17 protein-coding genes and 1 tRNA gene are annotated in these 21,173 nt (G+C 63.7%); 7 read left to right on the top strand and 11 right to left on the bottom strand.

Going from position 1 to position 21,173, the window contains the following annotated elements:
* Position 1: 1 nt before the first annotated feature.
* Complete coding sequence (locus H7F51_RS01850) at positions 2–2,101, top strand: sodium-translocating pyrophosphatase (protein WP_185662486.1); 2,100 nt, start codon at positions 2–4, stop codon at positions 2,099–2,101.
* Between the two features lie 148 nt (positions 2,102–2,249).
* Positions 2,250–3,887, top strand: coding sequence for a family 43 glycosylhydrolase (locus H7F51_RS01845; RefSeq protein ID WP_185662485.1), 1,638 nt, complete (start codon positions 2,250–2,252; stop codon positions 3,885–3,887).
* 248 nt (positions 3,888–4,135) lie between these two features.
* Here the strand turns inward: H7F51_RS01845 and H7F51_RS01840 are convergent, their stop codons facing one another.
* Positions 4,136–5,443 (bottom strand): bifunctional diguanylate cyclase/phosphodiesterase, encoded by a 1,308-nt coding sequence (locus H7F51_RS01840; protein ID WP_185662484.1) that lies wholly within the window; start codon positions 5,441–5,443, stop codon positions 4,136–4,138.
* A 97-nt stretch (positions 5,444–5,540) separates the two neighbouring features.
* On the opposite strand from H7F51_RS01840, the gene H7F51_RS01835 reads away from it, so the two are divergent.
* The 3 genes from H7F51_RS01835 to H7F51_RS01825 all read left to right on the top strand — a co-directional run bounded on the left by H7F51_RS01835 (position 5,541) and on the right by H7F51_RS01825 (position 9,211).
* Entirely contained in the window at positions 5,541–6,323 is a 783-nt protein-coding gene (locus H7F51_RS01835) for an NAD kinase (RefSeq protein WP_246447586.1), read from the top strand.
* A 76-nt stretch (positions 6,324–6,399) separates the two neighbouring features.
* Positions 6,400–6,474 (top strand) — tRNA-Asn (locus H7F51_RS01830).
* A 748-nt stretch (positions 6,475–7,222) separates the two neighbouring features.
* Entirely contained in the window at positions 7,223–9,211 is a 1,989-nt protein-coding gene (locus H7F51_RS01825) for a hypothetical protein (RefSeq protein ID WP_246447585.1), read from the top strand.
* 57 nt (positions 9,212–9,268) lie between these two features.
* On the opposite strand, the gene H7F51_RS01820 is transcribed toward H7F51_RS01825, so the two are convergent.
* From H7F51_RS01820 to H7F51_RS01775, 10 genes are all read right to left on the bottom strand, one after another.
* Entirely contained in the window at positions 9,269–10,006 is a 738-nt protein-coding gene (locus H7F51_RS01820) for an RES family NAD+ phosphorylase (protein WP_343061170.1), read from the bottom strand.
* Positions 9,972–10,346, bottom strand: coding sequence for an MbcA/ParS/Xre antitoxin family protein (locus H7F51_RS01815; RefSeq protein WP_185662483.1), 375 nt, complete (start codon positions 10,344–10,346; stop codon positions 9,972–9,974). The genes H7F51_RS01820 and H7F51_RS01815 overlap by 35 nt, the downstream gene beginning before the upstream one ends.
* A 283-nt stretch (positions 10,347–10,629) precedes the next feature.
* Positions 10,630–11,400 carry a hypothetical protein gene (locus H7F51_RS01810; protein ID WP_185662482.1) on the bottom strand — a complete coding sequence of 257 codons (771 nt, stop codon included), beginning with the start codon at positions 11,398–11,400 and terminating at the stop codon, positions 10,630–10,632.
* Between the two features lie 678 nt (positions 11,401–12,078).
* Positions 12,079–12,441 (bottom strand): cyclophilin-like fold protein, encoded by a 363-nt coding sequence (locus tag H7F51_RS01805; RefSeq protein WP_221773947.1) that lies wholly within the window; start codon positions 12,439–12,441, stop codon positions 12,079–12,081.
* Between the two features lie 140 nt (positions 12,442–12,581).
* On the bottom strand, positions 12,582–13,466 hold the full coding sequence (locus tag H7F51_RS01800) for an aldo/keto reductase (RefSeq protein WP_185662480.1): 885 nt from the start codon (positions 13,464–13,466) through the stop codon (positions 12,582–12,584).
* A 4-nt stretch (positions 13,467–13,470) separates the two neighbouring features.
* On the bottom strand, positions 13,471–13,995 hold the full coding sequence (locus H7F51_RS01795; RefSeq protein WP_343061166.1) for a (R)-mandelonitrile lyase: 525 nt from the start codon (positions 13,993–13,995) through the stop codon (positions 13,471–13,473).
* A gap of 2 nt (positions 13,996–13,997) precedes the next feature.
* Entirely contained in the window at positions 13,998–15,077 is a 1,080-nt protein-coding gene (locus H7F51_RS01790) for an alpha/beta hydrolase (RefSeq protein ID WP_100868569.1), read from the bottom strand.
* Positions 15,074–16,306, bottom strand: coding sequence for an MFS transporter (locus H7F51_RS01785; protein WP_185662479.1), 1,233 nt, complete (start codon positions 16,304–16,306; stop codon positions 15,074–15,076). The genes H7F51_RS01790 and H7F51_RS01785 overlap by 4 nt, the downstream gene beginning before the upstream one ends.
* 123 nt (positions 16,307–16,429) lie before the next feature.
* Positions 16,430–17,332, bottom strand: coding sequence for a LysR substrate-binding domain-containing protein (locus H7F51_RS18575; RefSeq protein WP_185662478.1), 903 nt, complete (start codon positions 17,330–17,332; stop codon positions 16,430–16,432).
* A gap of 654 nt (positions 17,333–17,986) precedes the next feature.
* Positions 17,987–18,931 carry a LysR substrate-binding domain-containing protein gene (locus H7F51_RS01775; protein WP_185662477.1) on the bottom strand — a complete coding sequence of 315 codons (945 nt, stop codon included), beginning with the start codon at positions 18,929–18,931 and terminating at the stop codon, positions 17,987–17,989.
* A gap of 317 nt (positions 18,932–19,248) precedes the next feature.
* On the opposite strand from H7F51_RS01775, the gene H7F51_RS01770 reads away from it, so the two are divergent.
* Together H7F51_RS01770 and H7F51_RS01765 are read left to right on the top strand one after the other, a co-directional pair.
* Positions 19,249–20,061, top strand: a complete 813-nt coding sequence (locus tag H7F51_RS01770; RefSeq protein ID WP_185662476.1) for an alpha/beta fold hydrolase — start codon at positions 19,249–19,251, stop codon at positions 20,059–20,061.
* Positions 20,058–21,122 (top strand): MBL fold metallo-hydrolase, encoded by a 1,065-nt coding sequence (locus H7F51_RS01765; protein WP_185662475.1) that lies wholly within the window; start codon positions 20,058–20,060, stop codon positions 21,120–21,122. Before H7F51_RS01770 ends, H7F51_RS01765 begins: the two co-directional genes overlap by 4 nt.
* The last annotated feature ends 51 nt before the right edge of the window (positions 21,123–21,173 follow it).

Raw genomic sequence — 21,173 nt, 5'->3', positions numbered from 1 at the left:
CGTGAACCTTGTCACGATAGCTATTGTCCTGGGACTGTTGGCCGTCGTCTACGGCTTCATTACCAGCCGCCAGGTACTGGGTGCGCCGGCGGGCACCGAACGGATGCAGGAAATCGCCGCGGCCATCCAGGAAGGGGCGCAGGCCTACCTGAAACGGCAATATTCCACGATCGCGGTCGTCGGGGTCGTCGTCGCCGCCATTATCTTCGCAACGCTCGGCGGCATCTCGGCCGCCGGTTTTGTTTTGGGCTCCGTGCTTTCGGGCGCGGCGGGCTTCCTCGGCATGAACGTCTCGGTCCGCGCCAACGTGCGCACCGCCGCCGCTGCCCAGCAGGGCCTCCAGGCCGGGCTCACCCTCGCCTTCCGCGCCGGCGCGATCACCGGCATGCTGGTGGCGGGCCTCGCCCTCCTCGCGATCGCGGGTTTCTACTGGTATCTCATCGAGGTTGCCGGCTACACCGTCGGGGGTGAGGACCGCACCGTGGTCCAGGCGCTCACCGCCCTCGCCTTCGGCGCCTCGCTGATCTCGATCTTCGCGCGTCTCGGCGGCGGCATCTTCACCAAGGCGGCCGACGTCGGTGCCGACCTCGTCGGCAAGGTGGAGGCCGGCATCCCCGAGGACGATCCGCGCAACCCCGCCGTCATCGCCGACAACGTGGGCGACAACGTGGGTGACTGCGCCGGCATGGCCGCCGACCTGTTCGAGACCTACGTGGTCACCGTCGGCGCCACCATGGTGCTCACCGCCCTCACGCTGAAGGGCGCGGGCGGCCTGCTCATGTCGCTGATGGCCCTGCCGCTGCTGATCGGCGGCGTCTGCATCGTCACCTCGATCATCGGCACCTATTTCGTGCGCCTCGGCGGCTCGAACAACATCATGGGCGCGATGTACAAGGGCTTCCTGGTCACCGCGGTGCTCTCGGTCCCGGCGATCTGGTGGGCCATTTCCTACGCGCTCGGCGGCGATCTCAACTCCACCATTGCCGACCAGCCGTTCACCGGCATGGACCTGTTCTGGTGCTCGCTGCTCGGCCTCGTCATCACCGGCCTGATCATCTGGATTACCGAATACTACACCGGCACCAATTTCCGCCCGGTGAAGTCGATCGCCAAGGCCTCGATCACCGGCCACGGCACCAACGTGATCCAGGGCCTCGCCATCTCGATGGAGGCAACCGCGCTTCCCACGCTGGTGATCGTCGCCGGGATCATCATCGCCCATCAGCTCGCAGGCCTCATGGGCATCGCCTATGCGGCCACGGCGATGTTGGCGCTGGCCGGCATGGTCGTCGCGCTCGACGCCTATGGGCCCGTCACCGACAATGCCGGCGGCATTGCCGAAATGGCCGGGCTGGACGATGCCGTCCGCGCCAAGACCGACGCGCTCGATGCCGTGGGCAACACCACCAAGGCCGTAACCAAGGGCTATGCCATCGGTTCGGCCGGCCTTGCGGCGCTGGTGCTGTTCGCCGCCTACACCACCGACCTGAAGGAGTTTTTCAGCACGGTGCCGGTGAACTTTTCCCTCGAAAACCCCTACGTCATCGTCGGCCTGCTGCTCGGCGCGCTCCTGCCCTACCTGTTCGGGTCGATGGGCATGACCGCGGTGGGCCGCGCCGCCGGCGACGTGGTGGTCGACGTGCGCGAGCAGTTCGCCAGCAACAAGGGGATCATGGAAGGGACCTCCAAGCCCGACTATGCCCGCACGGTCGATCTCGTCACCAAGGCCGCGATCAAGGAAATGATCGTACCCTCGCTGCTCCCGGTCCTCGCCCCGATCGCGGTCTACTACGTGATCACGGCCGTGGCCGGGCAAGCCAACGGCTTTGCGGCGCTGGGCGCCCTGCTCCTCGGCGTGATCGTCGGCGGCCTGTTCGTCGCCCTCTCGATGACCTCGGGCGGCGGTGCGTGGGACAATGCCAAGAAGTACATCGAAGACGGTCACTACGGCGGCAAGGGCTCCGATGCCCACAAGGCCGCCGTCACCGGCGACACCGTGGGCGATCCCTACAAGGACACCGCGGGCCCGGCCGTGAACCCGATGATCAAGATCACCAACATCGTCGCGCTGCTGCTGCTGGCGGCCCTCGCGGCGCACTGAGACCATCGGTTTAGCGGGGCGGCAGACCCCGCCAACTAGCCCCGCCGGGTCCGTCCCGGCGGGGTTTTTCTGTTGAAATCCGGGACCGGCCTTGCCGCTTCAAAAACTTGCAATTAGAATACCTCCTCTAATTAAGGGAGGGAGCCGCATGGAATCGCGTCGCGCCGCAATCAAGCTTGGACTCGCCGGTTCATTTGCCGCCGCCGGCATGAACTATGCGCGCCCCTCCGCGGCTACCGCGGTGGCGGCAAACGCGCAGGCGGGCGCCGCCGACCTGAAATGGGCTCGCGGCATCGAGGGGCAACGCAAGGCCGACCTCGGCGACGGGCGCTACCTGAACCCCGTGCTGCCGGGCGATTACCCTGACCCGTCTGTCCTCAAGGACGGCGACGACTACTACATGACGCACTCGTCGTTCGACGGCGCTCCGGGTTTGCTGATCTGGCACTCGCGCGACCTTGTGAACTGGCGTCCGCTCGGCCCGGCGCTGGCGAAGCCCATCGGCACCGTCTTTGCCGTCGACATCGCCAAGCACGATGGCCGCTACTTCATCTACATCCCTTTCATGAAGGCGCCCTGGTCCCCGCCGCTGGCCAGCTTCGCCAACATCTACGTGATCCACGCCAGCGCGATGGAAGGACCCTGGAGCGATCCGATCGACCTCGGCATCGGCGGCCTGATCGACCCCGGCCATGTCGTCGGGGAGGATGGCCATCGCTATCTCTTCTTCAACGACGGCAAGCGTGTCCGGCTCGCGCCGGATGGACTGGCCACCGCCGGGCCGGTCGAAACGGCTTACGAGGCCTGGCGCTACCCGGACGACTGGATCACCGAGGCCTGGTCGCCGGAAGGCCCGAAGCTGTTCCGGCGGGGCCAATACTTCTATCTCGTGAACGCCGTGGGCGGGACCAGCGGCCCGGCAACGGGCCACATGATCGTGGTGGCACGCTCCCGCTCGATCCATGGTCCTTGGCAACATTGCCCCCACAACCCAATCGTGCGGTCGAAGACAGAAGCCGAACTGTGGTGGTCGCGCGGCCACGCCACCTGCGTGGAGGGCCCCGGGGGGCGGTGGTACCTAGTCTATCACGGCTATGAGAACGGCTACCAGACACTCGGGCGGCAGACCCTGCTGGAACCCCTCGAGTGGACCGAGGACGGCTGGTTCCGGGCGACTGGTGGCGACCTGTCGAGGCCCCTGACCAAGCCCGCCGGGAAGGCCGTGCCGCACGGCATGCCTCATTCCGATGACTTCGGTCAGGACGCCTTGGGACGACTATGGAGCCTCTACGCGAGCGCGCCGAAAGAAGCCGGACGCGTATCGCTCGCAAATGGCACCCTGACCCTCCGGGGCAAGGGCACCGGACCGGCAGACTGCTCCCCCTTGACCCAGCAGGTCGGCGACCGGGCCTACGAAATCGAAGTCGAACTGGAACTTGTCGGCGAGGCCGAGGGCGGTCTTCTGCTCTTCTTCGACGACCGCCTGTTCCTCGGCATGGGGATCGATGGAAAGCGCATGACCACCTACCGCGGCGGGAAGCGGTCCTATTGGCCCGAACCGGCCCCGCCTGCGCGCAAGATGCACATGCGGATCACCAACGACCACCAGATCGTCACCTTCCATTACAGCCTCGATGGCAAGGCATGGACCCGGCACGGCGTGCGCAGCGAGGTGACCGGCTACAACGCGAACACCGTCGACAATCTGTTGAGCCTCAGGCCCGCACTTTTCGCAGCGGGCAGCGGAAGCGTGGCGTTCAGGCGGTTCCGCTTCCGCGCTCTGTGAGATCGGGCCGGGTGTCGCAGGGCCAGGGGCAGGGAGCGGGCCGCCAATGCCCCTCCCCCCTCACGGAGCCAACCGCATTTCCTACATCACCCCGATATGCCATGATCCGCACTGCTCTTTGACAGTGTCGCTCACCGCCTTCGCACAGGCCGCTAAAGCGCAGGTGGTTGGAAAAGTGTCACCCATGCACCGCGCGGCGGGTCCGTTTATTTTCAATAACTTGAGAAAGACCAACGGGTAAGGCAGGGTTACACTCGTGTCACCCTCGCCCGGCCTTCGGCAAACTGCAGGAAGGCCGCCGCCCCCATCGGCCGGGCACGGTGGAAGCCCTGCACGTAGCCGCAGCCCTCGCGCGCCGCAGTCTCTTCCTGAGCCGCGTCCTCCACCCCTTCCGCGATCACTTCGAGCCCGAGCGCGCGGGCCATGGCGACGATCCCGCGCAGCACGGCCAGGTCACGCGCATCGCGGGTGATCCCCTCGACCATCGACCGGTCGAGCTTGAGATAGTGCAGCGGCAGCAGCTTGAGGTAACGGAAGTTGCAGAAGCCCGCGCCGAAATCGTCGAGCGCCATCCGCACCCCGCTCTCGGCCATATGGGCGAGCGCAAGGCTCGCCTGCCCGATATCGGCGATCAGCGCCTGCTCGGTCACTTCCAGCGTCAGCCGGGCCGGATCGAAGCCGCTCCCGGCAACAATCGCGGCCATGTTCTCCGCAAAGCTCGCCGCCGCCAGATCGGCCGAGGTGACGTTGAGCGACAGGCGCAGCGGTTCGGGCCACTGAGTGGCGAGCGCCAGCGCCTTGGCCGCGATGTGCTGGGAAAGCGGGGCCATCTGGTCGGCCCGGTCGGCCAGCGCGAACAAAGCGCCCGCGCCGATCCTGCCGAGCCGGGGATGGTTCCACCGCGCCAGCGCCTCGGCCCCGGTCAGCGCGCCGTCCGGCAGGCTGAACTGCGGCTGGAACAGGATCTCGATCTCGTCCCGGTCGAGCGCTTCGAGCAGGTCCGCCTCAAGCGCCGCCGCGCTCTGGCCCGGGCGGACCACTTCGCCGTCGGCCCAGAGCAGGCGGCGGCCGGAACGTTTTTCGAGTACGGCCATGGTCTGCCCCAAACGGTCGAGCAGGCTTTCGGCTCCCTCCCCCGGCATGGCGCGCAGCAGGGCGATGCGCGGGGTCAGGCGCAGCGTGGCCGCGCCGCCGGGAATCGGGCGGGCGATGGCCTCGGCCAGACCCTCGCCCAGCAGTTCCCAGCGCTCGCGGCTCAGCGGCTCGCGGGCCAGCAACAGGAACGAGCCGCCGTCGAGCCTTGCGGCAAACCACGGTCCGTCGAATTCGGCCGCGGCGAAATGAACCAGCCGGGCCGCCGCCTCGGCAATTGCCACGTCGCCGGTCTTCCGGCCGAAGGCAAGGTTGATCCCCGACAGGCGCGAGAGGACCAGCAGCAGGCCGTGCGCCGGCGCTTCGAGCGCCCAGGCGTCAAGTTGCTTCCTTGCCGCATCGAGGCCCGGCAGCCCGGTCAGCGCATCGCGCGCCGCGGACAGCGAAGGAACATGGGAGTCCATCGCTTGCCCATACGTTATCGAGGGTTGCGAAAGCCTCAACCTTCGTTGCCAAACCCGCACCCGCGCCATAAACCTTGCGGCGCGGCTGAGGAGCACCATGAAAAAAGAACGCGAAAAGCTGGCCCTGATCGTGTCCGACAGCGCCAAGGCCCAGGCAGGCGCCGATGCCCTGCGCGATTCGCACCCCTGGGTGAGCGAGGAAGAAGCCGATGCCATCGTCGTGCTCGGCGGCGACGGCTTCCTGCTCCACGTCCTCCACCAGATGATGGACACCAACACGGTCAAGCCGTGCTACGGGATCAACCTCGGCACGGTCGGCTTCATGCTCAACCGCAACAGCTCCTCGCGGTCGATCGCCGAACGTGTCACCCGTGCCCGCGAGGTCGAGGTCGTCCCCTTGGAGATGGACGCAATCACCCAGGACGGCCAGCACCACCACTTCTACGCCATCAACGAGGTCTCGCTGCTGCGCGAAACCCGCCAGTCGGCCAAGCTGGAAGTGGCGATCAACGGCAAGGTGAGGATGCAGGAACTGGCCGGCGATGGCGTGCTGGTGGCCACCCCTGCCGGCTCCACCGCCTACAATCTCTCGGCCAATGGCCCGATTCTCCCGCTCGGCTCACGCCTCCTCGCCCTCACCCCGATCAGCCCGTTCCGCCCGCGCCGCTGGAAGGGCGCGATCCTGCCGGAAAGCGCCAAGGTTTCGTTCCGGGTCCGCGAACCGGCCAAGCGCCCGGTCGCCGCCGTGGCGGACCAGAAGGAAGTCCGCGACGTTGCCGAAGTCCATATCGCCAGCGCGCGCGACCACCGGCTGACCCTGCTGTTCGATGCCGGCAAGACGCTGGAGGAACGCATTTTCGCCGAACAGTTCCAGGTGTGAAAAAACCCGGCGCTAACCGCTTGCAATGCCCGAAAGCGGTGATATAGGCGCACCCCTGCCCCGGAGACGGGGCTGCTCCCTGATAGCTCAGCGGTAGAGCTCTCGACTGTTAATCGAGCGGCCGTAGGTTCGAATCCTACTCAGGGAGCCACTTTCTTTTTCGAACGCATAGGCCGCCTCCCCGCATCGCGGACGGAGGCCTAAAGCGATTCAAATCCCGCCTTCTCGACCATTTTGATCATTTTCGAACGCGCAATTTCCGCCACCCAGTGGGCCATTCGCGTGCCCAGCTTTCTTGCATTCCGCAACGCTATTTCGATCGAGCTCTTCTCGAAATATGCGGCGCCGTCCGAACTTAAACTCATCACAGATTATCACACCCGACCACGATCAAAGAATTTCCTCTTCATCAATCCAATACGATTACAGTACTCCTCTTGCTTGAGGCCATCAAGCACTATGGTGACTTTGGGTATTGTCGTACCGACATGAGGTCCTAGCGCGCCGCTTTCGTAATTTAATTTCCGGCTTCATGAAATTTCTGCCGCACCGAAGACATAGCGGCCCGCGCGACTCGAGATACGAAAGCATCCATGAGCGGCAGCACCGCCGTCACATCTGCCGAAGTGGTGCCGGGCGGAGCTCACAGACCCTCACAAGTGACTTCTAACGTGGCAAATAGATCGTGGCGGTCAGCTGGCGGCCATCACTTTCGCGCACCGCCGGAAGGAAAAAGCCCTCGGAATGCCGCCGTTCAGGGGCGTTTTCGGCCTGTTCGAATCCTGCCCTCGTCAGACGTCGGGCAAGATTCTTCCGGGAGCCTGACTATCATCCCATCTGAAATCCTGTAGGGGACGCCGCCCACTCGGATCCAGGCAAGCCTCTCCCAATCCATGTCTTTGAAGATCACGACCCCGCCGGGCGAACAGGCCGACCCAGTGCAAGCACCAGCCGCCCCCGGTCGCAGGCGCGGCCGCAAACCCAAGGCGGTGACAGAGTTCCCTGAAGCACTGACCACTGACTGGCTCGAGCCCGACAGCTTTCACGAAGCGTTGGCACTCCATGTCTCCCGTCATGGCGATTCGATCTGCCATCTCTATAAGGCCCTCACCCACCAAGGTATTCGGGTCGAGCGATCGACACTGCTGCAGTGGGCCGCGGGCAACAAGATCCCGCGGTCGGTCCGAAGCCTGGCCATTCTGGCCAAGATCGAGCAGCGCTATCGTCTTCCCCCGGGCTATTTTCAGGCCAAGCTGCCCATGGGAGCGCGGGCAGCGACCGGCCACGGCAAGCTCAAGGGGATAGCCGCGTCCGAGCAGCGGAGGATGGCCTGGCACTTGCCGGATGATTTCGACCGTCGGCCACCGCGCGAGCGCGAGGAAATCCTCTCGTGGGTGCGGCGGGTCATCATATCCGGATCGACCGACTACCGCCGGTTTCAGGCGGAAGCATCCCGGCACCGCTACGCCGTGCGTTTTCCCGAGATCACCGGGCACAAATCGCAGCGCTCACCCTCCAACGAAAGCGACGAGAGCCACGCCCTCGACGATGTAGAGGCCGAGCTTGCGGCCGCCACGATGGACGCCCCGCGCCGGCTGGCAGACGAGTTGGCAGAACTGATCCGGTTCAAGACCGCAACCCTGACCGACATCGGCTTCCAGCGCAGCGGCGTGTGGAAAGACAGCACCGCCCTACAGAAGGTCGAACACCTCGGGCTGCTGTTCGGCGCCCTTACAGCCCCACCATCTGATCCGGTGAAAGGGTTCGGCCTTCCCCGGGCCGCGTTGACGATGGGACTGCTGGTCTTTCCCGCGGTGTGGGACTGGTACGTGCAGTGGCGCGAACGGCGACGCGAGTTCTACACGGTGTGGGAGGTCAACATGCTCCACCTCGGCATGGCCCTGACCCGGACCGATACCGGCTGGCTGCGCCAGTCGCCCGGACTTGCCCGTCATCTGAAGCCGATCCCGGGGCTGGTTGCCGCAGCGGAAGTTACGGCGGCGCGGAAGGACTGGGGTGCGGCCTGCGACCTGTTCCACCAGCATGCGCTGGGCCGCGCAAAGGAAATCCAGCGGGTGGTACGGGTACACCGCGACCCGTTCGAGCCGATCATGCCGGTGCTCGAGGCCGACAGCCCACTCGGCGAGTACCGCAAGATCACCGAGGAAATCCTGCGTCTGATGCCGGATGAGCGGCGCTATCCCCGCGCGGCAGCCGAGGCGGTGCGGGCATTCCTGATGCTGCGGCTCGGACTTCACCTCGGACTGCGCCAAAAGAACCTGCGCGAATTGCTGCTTTGTCCGCGCGGCACGGTCCCCACCTCCGAACGCCAGCTCGAACTGCGGCGCCGGGGGGAGCTACGCTGGAGCGAACGTGACGCCGGGTGGGAGGTTCTGATCCCTGCAGCGGCGTTCAAAAACGCCGGATCCTCGTTCTTCGGCGGCCGGCCGTTCCGGCTGGTCTTGCCCGATCTCGGCGGCCTCTACGGTTGGATCGAGGCCTATGCCGCCCGGTACCGGGCGGCGCTGCTCAACGGGGCACCCGATCCCGGCACGATGTTCGTCAAGACGGTCAAGCGCACCAGCCGGGATGCCGCCTATAACCAGACCACGTTCTACGAGGCGTGGCGCCTGACCATCCAGCGCTATGGCATCGCCAACCCGTACACTGGGCGCGGCGCGATCACCGGACTACTGCCGCACGGCCCGCACAACGTGCGCGACGTGCTGGCAACGCATATCCTCAAGCAGACTGGCTCCTACGAGCAGGCGAGCTATGCGATCCAGGACACGCCCGAGACGGTCGCCCTGCACTACGGCCGCTTCCTGCCGCAGGACAAGGCTGCCCTCGCCGCGCAGATCCTGAACCGGGTGTGGGAGGCCGCGTGAGGGAAGACAGCTCGACCGGCAAGCAATAGCAGGCCGCGTCGAACAGCCGAAGGATTCTCAACGCTCTTCGTCGAGGCCGAAGCCTGCCGCGGTGAATTCCAGTTGGTCAGGCGAAGGGAATGCCGCCAAGGCAAGGAGCCGGCCGTCCTGGAATCGGAAGTGCCAGGTTCGACCCAGCCGATGTGTACGTTCCACGAAGGCAGCCGGATCCAGTATCACCACATTGCAACCGCCGGCCGCATCGCGGACCGACCTCGTCCGGAGTATCTCGGTGCCGGCGATTCGAGCTTCGGCGGCCAGTTGCTGACATACTGTGTAATCAACCGGATCGGTCCACTCCTTCTCGTGCTCATCGAACGGCGGCAGGGTCAAATCCAAAGCTCGTTCCGAGCGGATGGCCACTCGAAAGCTGCTGTGTTCCGTAGTAGTGGTCGGCGGACGAAATCCCGGCGAACGCGAAAGGAACCGCAGACGCCAATATGCAGCCTCGGCAAGAGCGGTTTCTTCAGTCTCGGCGGAGTAGAAAATGCCGGGCAACTCGCCGCTTTTGCGGAAGCGGCTGGCCCCGGCATGGCCGTAACGAAACGGAGCGGCGAGCAAGTAGTCGAGATGATGCGCCGACGCAGGAAGGCGAGGTTTGATCTCCTCGATCAGCTCCTCCAACAATGACTGCTCATCCCGGTTGATGGACAGCCGGTTGGTCGAGATACGGTGCTGAGCTTCAACGACGCGCCAGACTTCTCCAGCGTAATGTCGGTGCTCAGACGCGAGCGCGGTAGAAGTCCACATAATCACAAACTGCAATCAACCCACGCATTGTCTCAATCGCTTCGATCGGCCTGGCACCCAAATCAAGGTTCAGCGTCTGGAGCCACTGCCGGGCAGCGTCGTCATCGCTGCCCAACAGGGCATCCAGGCTACGAAATAGCCGGACCAAAAACTGGCCTGCTTCGAAGGATTTGCTCGCGACATCGAGCTTGGTTTCGCCCCGCTTCAGACGCGAGATCGTCGGTCCAGACAACCCCAGAACGGCGCCGAGCTTCGTGTTGCTGAGACCCCATAGGTCGGCAACGCGCGTGACCGCGGTTGACAGCACAACGCTGCGATCAGGCGTAGGCTTCGCGAATGCGTTCATGATATCCGCCCTTCATGTGAAATATATAGCTCACCATCATTCACTTGAAAAGGGATGAGTCGCGTTTGTAGCTAGCCCGCAGATCCCCCTGAACGTCGAGCGGGTCTGATACAGTGTCGCCCGTCCTTCGACATGTCGGTCATTCGCAGATGAAGTGAGGTGCCCTCGAACCGGACGTTCGTTCAGCAGGCCTAAGGCCATCGTCCCGCCGCCCAGCAGGGAGGCATAGGTGCTATAATTTCGAGACCTTCCGATGTTCCGGCAAATCTCGATCCTCCTGATCTCAATCGACGCGCGAATAGTACTTGTCACGTCGAGTCAGTTTGCGCTGGTCTGCCGTGCGCAATTGCGACGTTTCCTGCCAGAACTCAGTAAGAGTCTGGATGTTTTCGATGAGCAGTTTGCTGGCTCGAGGATTTCTGATTGCCCTGCGCCCAGGTGTGAAGGTTGTGTATGCCCATTCCGGTTCGCCGAGTTTCTCTGTCTCGGCGATGGCAACGCAGTTGATGCCGATCCGTTCGTCGATCTCCTGGGCAAAGAGGCGGCGGTACTGCCGCTCTGCGGCGAAGAAGCTGGTTAGATCTTCCTGCCCTTCGCCCAACACCTCGTAACGGCCGGTGAGTGGATCGACGATACGCGCATAGGTGATCGGCCGATGAAACTCCTCCGGCCCGTCGAGACTGACGACGATGTGGAGCAGTCCGACATACGGAAATCCAGCAGCGAGCAGACCAGTCGCCTGTCGGATCCCGTAACGATCGACGCTCTTGGTCCAGTTGGGTCCCTTGAGCGCCAGTCGCTTCACTTCGACCGCCGCTGCCCGTTCTGCGACGAGCTTGCCGTCGCGGACCGGAACAACAAGGACATCGATGTCGCCAGGCTGGCATCCCGGGCGCAGGCCAAAGTATTCCCGCGGGACGTTACAGGCGAAGAAGAAGTCCCACTTCCCGCGCTCGCTTGGATCACCGATCGCCGGGGTGACCACGAAGTCGAGCAGTTCGTAGAGCCCGGGCCAGTTGTCGATCACGTGTGCGATCAACGCCGGCTCGGGCAAGTCGATGAGACGCCTTCCGCGTCGGAAGTCTCGAGACGTACCAGGTCCGATATCGTCCTCCTCGTGGGTCTACGCCGGGTGGTCTGGCGGGTGAGGCTGGCCGATCAATCCTATCCCCTGTTCCAAAGCTCGCTGGTTCGCTCGATCGCCATCAACTCGGGTGGAAACAGGAGGCTCTGGAAGGCCAGGAGGTCCTCAATCGGACAGCTAAGCCACTGGTCGTACTTGTCCTCATGGCACAGCACCGGCATCCGGCTGTGCACCGGGGCGACTGCACTTTAGCAGAGGTCATCAGACCGGCATAGACCGCACCCGCTGACATTGCCGACATTCACGGTGCCGGATCAGGGCCATGTAACCGGTCGTTGGATCTCGTCGCTCGCGGCGCGCCAGAGTGACAAGCTTTGGGACTTTGCCGCCGTTCGCGACCGCGGCGGTAAATGACCAGTTTCGGATTAAACCGGCCATTCGTGAAGCGTCGGACATCAACCGAGGAAAGACAAAGATGGGGGTCGAGTGCAGACTGGCGGCTTCTGGGCACCCAAAGCGAGACAGCTGCCGTTCGATCCGGCAGGTCTCTCATGGCCAGTATCGACCAAACTCTTCAGTTCCTGCATCAATCACAGTCGACTGATAGCTGCCGAGCGTATACCGCGTTAGCGCGCGCCCAAGCAGCATTCATTCAGAGCGTTCGGCTTGACGGATGGTGACGGGAAACGGCTCTTTGCCGCCGAATTCCGCCACATCGCCCTGTAGCCGGCCAAGGCGGATCAGTCCCGGCGAGTGATGTCCGTCGCGATAGAAGACGGCGAGATTGCCCCATGGCGCATAGAACGCCAGATCGCCGGCCCGGGGTGTAATCGCATCCGGCGCACCCTCCCGCGACAAGGGACGCGGAAGGTCCGCGATTTTCTCGTTCCCGGCGTAATCGTTGAGGGCCAGCGTCAAGGGAAGCTGGACGAGGAAGTCGCGCGCGGAAGGGCTATCCTCGATGTTCGCGGTCCATCGGCGCGAGCCCGAGACAATGTCGATGCTGGTCACATTTGGTACCCTCTCCGCCGATCCGACGGCGGTCGAACGCTCATTGGACGCCCTGGTCTCGCCCGGCTCGGCATGACTGCATGCTGCCGTGCTCAACAACAAGGCAGCTGACGCGAACCGGGCGAGACGCAGTATCATCGTCAGTTGTCCGCCCCGACAACCTGCCGCTTCTTGCAAAATACCGGGAATGCCCCCGCGTCGCCATAATCGGTGCGATCATGGGCTTCTCGCAGCGCGGCCATGTCCTCATCGGAAATGGCGAAGTCGATCGCGGCGTTTTCGCGGATATGTTCGGCGCTGCTCGACTTGGGCAACGGCAGCAGGCCAAGCTGCAGGCAGTAGCGAATGCAGAGCTGCGCGATACCGACGCCGTATTTGTCGGCAAGCGCGATCAGCATGCCGTTCTTTAACGCAGCGCCGTGGGCGACCGGTGAGTATGCCTCGACCAGTAGGCCCTTGCTGCGGCTATAGTCGATGAGGTCGAACGGCGTGTTGCCGACATGGGCTAGGATCTGGTTGACCACCGGTGCGATGCTGCCGTGCTCGATCAGATTGTCGATATCCGCCGCCTCGAAATTTGAGACGCCGATCGCGCGGAGCTTGCCTGCCTGATGGGCATCCTCGAGCGCGCGCCACGCCTCGAGATTGCCCTCGAAAAAGTGCTCGCCCTCGCGAAACTCGGCCCAGGGCTGCGGGCTGTGAATCAGCATGAGGTCGATATGGTCGAGCCCGAGTGTCTTCAACGATCCGTCGATCCGCTCGCGCGCCTCGACGAAGCTCTTGCATTCGGCGGCGAGCTTGGTGGTGACGAACAGCGCATCGCGTGCGACTCCGCTGGCTCGCACTGCCTCACCGACGCCGCGCTCGTTGCCATAGGCCTGGGCAGTATCGATGTGGCGATAGCCGATGCCGATCGCGTTTCGCACGACCTGCCCGACCGCGTCATCGTCGATCCGCCAAGTGCCGAGGCCAAGCTTGGGAATGGCGACGCCATTGGCCAGCGTGAAGGTCTCTTCGAGGATCATGCGTTCACTCCTTCGGCTCACCAAGCGGGGCGAGATATTGCTCGTCGGTCACTTTCTCTAGCCAGGTGACGGGCGTGCCGTTCACCGATTCCTGGATGGCGATGTGGGTCATGGCCTCGTGCGGTGTGGCGCCATGCCAATGCTTGTGCTCTGCCGGGCACCAAAGGATGTCGCCTGCGTGAAATTCCAGCTTCGCTCCGCCCTCGATCTGCGTCCAGCCGACGCCCTCCGTGACGATCAGCGTTTGTCCCGCCGGGTGCGTATGCCAGGCGGTGCGCGCTCCGGGTTCGAAATGCACGATCGCCCCACCCACGCGGGACGGTTCGGGCCGCTGGAACTGGCCGGTTATGGTGGCCTTGCCGGTAAAATTCTCCGCCGGGCCATCGACAGGCTTCATGTCCGATTTGCGATCGATCTGCATGCTTGGTGCTCCTTTTCGTGATGAAGTCCGCTGCGCCTGCGCGTCGGCCGCACTCGACAACACAACGCTCGACAGCGCCGCAGCGGCCAGAATGACTTTGAGGTTCACGGTCAAAGGCTCCTGCTGAAGAAGGCGGTGATCCGGTCGAACGGGATCTTGTCCGCGCGATCATAGAGATCGACATGGTTAGCGCCCGGGATGATCACGAGTTCCTTGGGTTCGGCGGCAGCAGCGAATGCGGTTTCGCTGAAGTAGCGCGAGTGCGCCTTCTCGCCGTGAATCAGCAGCATCGGCCGCGGCGCGATCTCCTTGATGTAGATGAGCAGCGGCATGTTCATGAACGACAGCGGGTTGGTGATCGTCCACGAGGCGTTCGAGTTCACCGATCGCGGGTGGAAACCGCGCGGCGTCTTGTAATAGCCATGATAGTCGACCAGGAATTGCGCCTCGCCGCCCTTCAGCTCGTTCATCGGTGGCCCATAAGCGGGTGCACCACGCTCGGCATCCAGCCAGCGCTGCCGGCTCAGCTGCTCCAGCGTCTTGGTACGCTCGGCCAGGGTGACGCTGTCATTATAGCCTTTCGACATCACGCGGGTCATGTCGTACATCGTAACCGCGACGACCGCCTTAACGCGCTTGTCCACGGCGACGGCGTTCAGCGCCATCCCGCCCCAGCCGCAGATGCCGATCACGCCGATGCGCTCGCGATCGACGAAGGGCTGAAGGCCGAGAAAATCGACCGCGGCGCTGAAATCCTCGGTGTTGATGTCGGGCGAAGCGACGTTGCGCGGCTCGCCGCCGCTCTCGCCAGTGTAAGAGGGGTCGAAAGCGATCGCCGCGAAACCGCGCTCCGCCATAGTCTGAGCATAGAGACCCGACGACTGTTCCTTCACCGCGCCGAAGGGACCGCTGATCGCCAGAGCAGGCAACCTGTCGGCTCCGCGGCCTTTGGGCAGATAGAGATCGCCGGACAGCGTGATGCCATAGCGATTTTTGAAGCTCACCTTGCGGTGATCTACGCGGTTGCTCTTAGGGAACACCTTGTCCCAGTTGGCGCTGTCTTGCGCGGCATGGGCCGAAGTTGCGGGCATTGCCATCAGGCTTGTCGCAGCAACTGCCGCTCCGCTAAGCTGCAGAATGCCGCGCCGGCTCAATTCGGCTAAGCTGTCATTTCGCGGTTCGATGTTCATTTGTCTTCTCCATGTTTGATGGACTGTTGTTGTGCGGCTTTGCTGCTGCCGAGCACCCCCAGCAGAGCCGAGCCGCTCAGCAGGATTGCGCTCGCAAGGAAGGTCGCGCGGTGGCCGGCTGCGTCGAACAGCAATCCGCCCCCCGCCGCGCCCAGCGTGATCGCCAGCTGGATAACGGCGACCATCAGTCCTCCGCCCGCTTCGGCATGGTCGGGAAGGGCGCGGCTGAGCCACGTCCACCAGGCGACCGGAAGCGCGGTCCCGATCAGACCCCAGCCGGCGAGCAGCGCGGCAGTCGGCAGCGGCATCGTGCCGAACGCGATCAGACCGATGGCGATGGCCGCCATCACCAGCGGCGCGACAATCAAGGTGGCGGACAGGCTCCGCGCCACGGCGCGCCCGATCAGCCAGGTGCCGATGAGGCCCGCGCCGCCCATGGCCAGCAGCACCAGCGACAGCAGAGACACGCTGAGCTGCGTCACCCCTTCAAGGAACGGCCGCAAATAGGTGAAGAGCCCGAACTGACCCATAAATAGCAACGCGACAGCACCCATGCCCACGCGCGCCTCGCGCCGCCACAGCACGGCCAGCGCATTGGCGGCACGCGCGCCACGCGGCGAGGGCAACTGCGGCAGCTTACGCCACAGCCAAACAAAGGTGATCGCGGCTAGCGGGACGACGATGAAGAACGCGCCGCGCCAGCCGATATACTGTCCAAGGAAGCTACCCAGCGGCGCCGCGACCGTAGTCGCCAGCGCATTGCCGCCGTTCAGCATCGCCAGTCCACGAGGCACCTGGTCCTCGGGCAGCAGGCGCATGACCGTCGCCGCCGACATCGACCAGAAGCCGCCAATGACGACTCCAAGCAGCGCGCGGCCAGCCATCAGCACAGCGTAGGTCGGCGCGAACGCGACCATCGCGCCCGAGCCGAGCATCAGCCCAGCCAGACCAAGGAGAAGCGTGCGGCGATCAAGGCCACGGGTCAGCGGCGTGATCGTCAGGCTCGTCAGGACCGCGAACAGGCCTGACACCGAAATCGCCTGACCGGCTGCTCCTTCGGTGAGTCGCAGGTCTGTGGCGATCGGCGTGAGGATACTCACCGGCATGAATTCCGAGGCGATCAGCGTCGCCACGCATAGAGTAAGGGCCACCACGGCTCCCCAGCCGCCGCTGCCCGCACGCGTCGCCGACTGCGTGACTGTGATTTTGAGATCGGCGCCGGTCGCCATTTCAGTCCACCTTCATCCAGTTGTCCCGGGATATTGCGGAACAAGAAGGATTATGGTGCGTGTCGATGCGACAAATTAGACGTCGCTGCGTTGATGAACCGTTGAGCGAAGCTCAACGATCGATCAATGCCAGTTGGCGGCCCGGATGTGATCGATTAGCAGGCGAAGCGCCGTCGGCAACTGTCGCCGCCCGGGATAATAGATGTGAAAACCCGGGCCGTCCGAAGCCCAGTCCTCAAGCACGATCCGCAGGTCACCGCGTTCCACATAGGGCAATGCCAGCGGCTCCGGCACATAAGCGATTGCGGCCCCGCGACGGGCGAGATCCAGTGCCAGCGCGCTGTTGTCAATGGTGATCGCGCCGGGCACGTCGACGGCTACGTTCTCGTCGTGCCGATCGAATTCCCAAGCGTAGCGGCTGTCATCTCCTAAGCGAAATCGGAGGCAGTTGTGCGACAGGAGGTCATTTGGATGAAGTGGGGTTCCGTATCGCTCAAAATAGGAAGGCGCGCTCGTCGCGACCCAACGCATGTCCGGAGACAGTCGCTGCGCCACCATATCTTCGGGCACAGTACCGCCATAGCGGATCCCGGCGTCGGCACCTGCCTCCACCACATCGACCATTTGGTTGCTGACGACCACGTCGAGCTCGATTTGAGGGTAGCGCTCGATAAAGCTCGGCAGTGCCGGCGCGAGCAACATCTTGGACGCATGTTCCAGCACATTCACCCGGATACGACCGGCCGGGTCGTCACGGTAGCGGTTCAGCACGTCCACCGCCGTGCCGATTGCATCGAAGTGCGCGGAGATCGCCGCGCGAAGCTCCTCTCCGGCCGCGGTCAGCGTAACGCTGCGGCTGGTGCGATTGAGCAGGCGCACCCCGAGACGGGCTTCTAGGCCTTTTAGCGAATGACTCAGCGCCGAGGCGCTGACACCGACTTCAAGCCCCGCGCGGCGAAAGCTGCGATGCCGCGCGATCGCAAGGAAGTAGCTGAAGTCAGCAAGATCAGTCCGGTTGAGTTGCACACGGCCATATTGCCCGTGTGCGGCAGATACGGCAACAGCGCTGAGATGCGCTCAACGCTGTGATATTCTGCCTCCGTTCGCGTTGCGACAGTATGCTTCAGCCGTTCTGAGCCTGAGACCCGACCGGCAGCAGTGTCCCAATGTAGGTCCTTGCGGGTGCTGCTCACAATTGGATCGGAGAACGGTAGGTTTTGGGATCAAGGTGAACGGCCGAGATTGCGGCGCCTTCCCGCCATTCCGCTTCGAAGCATTCGATTGGCAGCTTCTGTCAGGAGCAGACGCTCGCGGCGGCTGATCAGAACGACCGTGTTGGGTCGGTCTTAGCCTTGTGATGCTTGGGCAGTCCGGAATGGCTCTTTTCAGGGCGCGTGGTGTAATAGCGGCCATTCGTTCATCGGCTCATTGGCTCATTGGCTCATCGGATTAGCGGATTCGCGGATTCGCGGATTCGCGGATTCGCGGATTCGCGGATTCGCGGATTCGCGGATTCGCGGATTCGCGGATTCGCGGATTCGCGGATTCGCGGATTCGCGGATTCGCGGATTATTGGCTCATCGGATTATTGTTCAACGGTGAATAACCATGTTCGGATGATTAAATAAAAATCATTTGAACACCTTTTGAGGGAGTTGCAGCAAACTCTGTGGCCCGCTCTTAAATCTCTCTCGCTCTGAGCTTTGTCGCAGCATCATCCAGGCAGTCCAGCATCAGTTTCGTCGCCGGACTGGGCGCTCGGTTGCGGTTCCACAGCACCCCCGCGCCGCGCGGCATCGCGGGGAGATCGAGGGGAAGCACGGAAAGTGAAGACGATGGATCGAATGCCGCGGCATTGGCCATGGCGGCAATGGCGTCGGTTTGATGTAGATAGGACCGGGTCAGTTGAACGGACGAGGTCTCGATGTAGTTCTTTTCGAGATCGAGCCCGTTGCGGATGAGTGCCCGTTCAACCGGCTCTCGCATCTGTGATGCCATCGGTGGGAGCACCCACGGATAGTCCTGAAGGTCGGTCCATTCCAGTTGCGGCCGATGCGACAAGGGGTGTCCTTGCCGGACCACCAGTTTCAGCTGTTCCTCGAGCAGCCACTTTTCCTCAAGGCCGCTCGACGGCGAGAGGATCGGCAGCCTTCCCACCACGAGATCGAGCTTGGCCTCCCATAGCTGGGGCAGCAGGGTCGAGGTCGTGCCCTCGGTGATCAGGACGTTGGTCGTCGGCGAGCGCTGCTTGAGCAGGCAGATCGCGCGCGGCATCAACACCGAAGTCGATGCGGCATAGACACCGATGTTCACCTTGCCCCCCGAGCCGGAACTCAGGGCCTTGAGCTCATCGCGGGCCTGCTGCAGCTCGATCAGCATCGTGCGAGCGTAGCGGATCAGGCATTGCCCATAGGCTGTGGGGCGCAGGCCCTGGGGGGTTCGGGTGAACAGCTCGAGATCGAGCCCCTTCTCGAGTTCAGCCAGCGCCTTGGACACGGCCGGGAGGGTCACGTGGGTCGCCTCGGCCACTTTCTTGAGGTTGCCCATATCGTCAAGCGAGACGAGCAGGCGCAGCTGCCGGGCCTTCAGATTGCGCAGAAGGTACCAGTCGAGGGGCGTGGCCATTCGGATTCAACCTGTTGATTTTCTGGTGCCGTGCAAATGGAACATGGCAGGTTCGCTGAATTCGGGCAAATCCGGCCCGATCACTTCCAGGCCGGGCGGTAGGTGCGAAAAGTGGCCGAAAAAACGAGGCTTTCCGCCTGCGCCAGGCGGAGGTTAACCGGACGGTTAATCGAGCACGCAGATTAATCAATCGACGCGGCCACGGCGGGTAACGAAAAGCATCGGCAAGACGGGCATCGGGCCTGCTGAAGCGGAGAGTAACGGGCCCATGATCCTCAACCAAACCCACCGCGCGTGGCGGGCCGGGGTCTGACGCGATGCTGCTTCCCCTTGCCGATCGCACACTTTGCTATGACTTGGTCGGGCCGGAGGACGGCGAGGTTGTTGCCTTCTCGCATTCGCTTGCGGCGGATCTTGGGCTGTGGGCCGAGCAGGTCCCGATGTTGCTTGCGCTCGGCTATCGTGTGCTCCGCCTCGATCTGCGCGGACACGGCGGAAGCCGCGATGACAGCGCGGCCTATACGATGGACGAACTTGCCGACGACTTGATCGCGGTGGCCGATGCCGCGGGTATCGAGCGTTTCCACTTTGTCGGCCTGTCGATCGGCGGGGCGATTGGCCAGTCGCTCGCCCTGCGCCATCCGGAGCGCGTGCTTTCGCTGCTGCTGTCCGACACCCAGAGTGAATCCTTTCCCGATGCGGCCAGCCACTGGGGCAAGCGGATCGAGAAACTGAAAGCTGCCCGCACGGTCGAGATCATCGCTGACGAGACAATGGGGCGTTGGCTGACTGCGGACTATCAGGCGAGCAATCCGCTGCGCTGGGCCCAGATCCGGGCGACCGTGGCGGGCTGCACAGTGGGCGGTTACGTCGGCTGCGCCGGGGCCCTGGCCGATTTCGACTATACCGATCGCCTGCACCAGGTGCGCGTGCCCGTCCTAGTGACCTGCGGCAGCGAGGATCCCCGCGCGACGCCGGAGGAAAGTCGCCGCATCGCCGCGCTGTTTCCCGATGGCCGCTATGTGGAATTCGTGGGTGCGCGCCACGTGCCCAATGTCGAGCAGCCCGAGGCGTTCAACCGGGTGTTGGCCGATTGGCTGGCCCATGTGCGCGAAAGTGCCGGGGCATGATCGGGCGCGCCTTGCGGCGACTGCTGCTGGCGGCGCTGTTCTTCCCCGGAGCGGCTCAGGCTTCGCCAGCGTCTGGCTACAAGCATTTCAACTGGACGGAGGTTGCCCCGGGCGTGTGGTTCGGCACGACCTTGCCCAACGACTTCCAGACCGGCAATGTCGCGATCATCACGCTGCCGCGTGGCGGCTCGATAGTGGTCGATACACAGAACGCGCCTTTCCTTGGCGAGGAGATCCTCGCCAAGGCAAGAGAGGTCGGTCGCGGCCCGGTTAAATACGTGGTCAACACGCACGCGCACCAGGACCATGTCGGCGGCAACGCGGCATTCCTGCGAGATAATCCAAAGGTCGGGATCATCGCTCACCGTGCCACCTGCGCGGATATTCCGGTGAAGACCATTCCGCGAATGGAAGAGAGATTGCCGACCCTCGCCAAGGGGCTTGAGGGAATGCAGGCCCGGCGGGCGGCGATGCCGGCCGGGGACGCAGGTGCGACCGCGCTCGACCAGCGGATCGCGGGCACCGCGCTTTACCTGGCCGATGCGCGCAACATGAAGTGGGCAGCGCCGAACCAATGCCTCAATTTGCGCGCAGGGCAGGAACGAGTGATCACGGCCGGCAACCGGCGGATCGAGATCCGCTATTTCGGCGGTGCACATTCGACGGGCGATCTGGTCGTCTATCTTCCGAAAGAGAAAATCGCTGTCGCGGGCGATCTGTGGGGTGACCGGACCGGCTACGATTTTCTCGATGCCGGACTGGACGGGCGCGACGGGCCCATCCTTGCCGCGCCCGAGACATTGGAGCGGGTTCGCCGGCTCAATTTCGATATCGTGCTGGTGGGGCATTCTCCCATCCTTCGCGGCAAGGCCAGCCTGGATAACGCCATTGCGCAAGGCAAGGCGATCATCCGGAAAATCACGCAGGCCAGGAGCGCCGGCGTGAGCGCCGATGAGTTCCTGCGTCTGCATCCATCGCCCGGTGGAGCTCCGCCCTTCGTGGCCGACGTGTGGCGCAACGTCGTCACCACGGCCTACGCCGAACTAGGCGACGGGAAATAATATCCTGTAATTCAATGCATTGCGCCGATTTCGAAAGTTCCGGCCGGAGAG

It is taken from the genome of Novosphingobium flavum (genome assembly GCF_014230315.1).
In the GTDB taxonomy this organism is placed as follows: domain Bacteria; phylum Pseudomonadota; class Alphaproteobacteria; order Sphingomonadales; family Sphingomonadaceae; genus Novosphingobium; species Novosphingobium flavum.
Note: the sequence above shows the minus strand (reverse complement) of the source record. Positions and strands in the feature narration are given on the sequence as shown.

Bases quoted from the DNA above. Each gene is read 5' to 3' on its own strand.
- H7F51_RS01790 (WP_100868569.1), bottom strand. From the start codon at position 15,077: ATGAACATCGAACCGCGAAATGACAGCTTAGCCGAATTGAGCCGGCGC.
- H7F51_RS01775 (WP_185662477.1), bottom strand. From the start codon at position 18,931: ATGGCCACGCCCCTCGACTGGTACCTTCTGCGCAATCTGAAGGCCCGG.
- H7F51_RS01840 (WP_185662484.1), bottom strand. From the start codon at position 5,443: ATGGACTCCCATGTTCCTTCGCTGTCCGCGGCGCGCGATGCGCTGACC.
- H7F51_RS01815 (WP_185662483.1), bottom strand. From the start codon at position 10,346: ATGAACGCATTCGCGAAGCCTACGCCTGATCGCAGCGTTGTGCTGTCA.
- H7F51_RS01835 (WP_246447586.1), top strand. From the start codon at position 5,541: ATGAAAAAAGAACGCGAAAAGCTGGCCCTGATCGTGTCCGACAGCGCC.
- H7F51_RS01845 (WP_185662485.1), top strand. From the start codon at position 2,250: ATGGAATCGCGTCGCGCCGCAATCAAGCTTGGACTCGCCGGTTCATTT.
- H7F51_RS01770 (WP_185662476.1), top strand. From the start codon at position 19,249: ATGCTGCTTCCCCTTGCCGATCGCACACTTTGCTATGACTTGGTCGGG.
- H7F51_RS01785 (WP_185662479.1), bottom strand. From the start codon at position 16,306: ATGGCGACCGGCGCCGATCTCAAAATCACAGTCACGCAGTCGGCGACG.
- H7F51_RS01765 (WP_185662475.1), top strand. From the start codon at position 20,058: ATGATCGGGCGCGCCTTGCGGCGACTGCTGCTGGCGGCGCTGTTCTTC.
- H7F51_RS01800 (WP_185662480.1), bottom strand. From the start codon at position 13,466: ATGATCCTCGAAGAGACCTTCACGCTGGCCAATGGCGTCGCCATTCCC.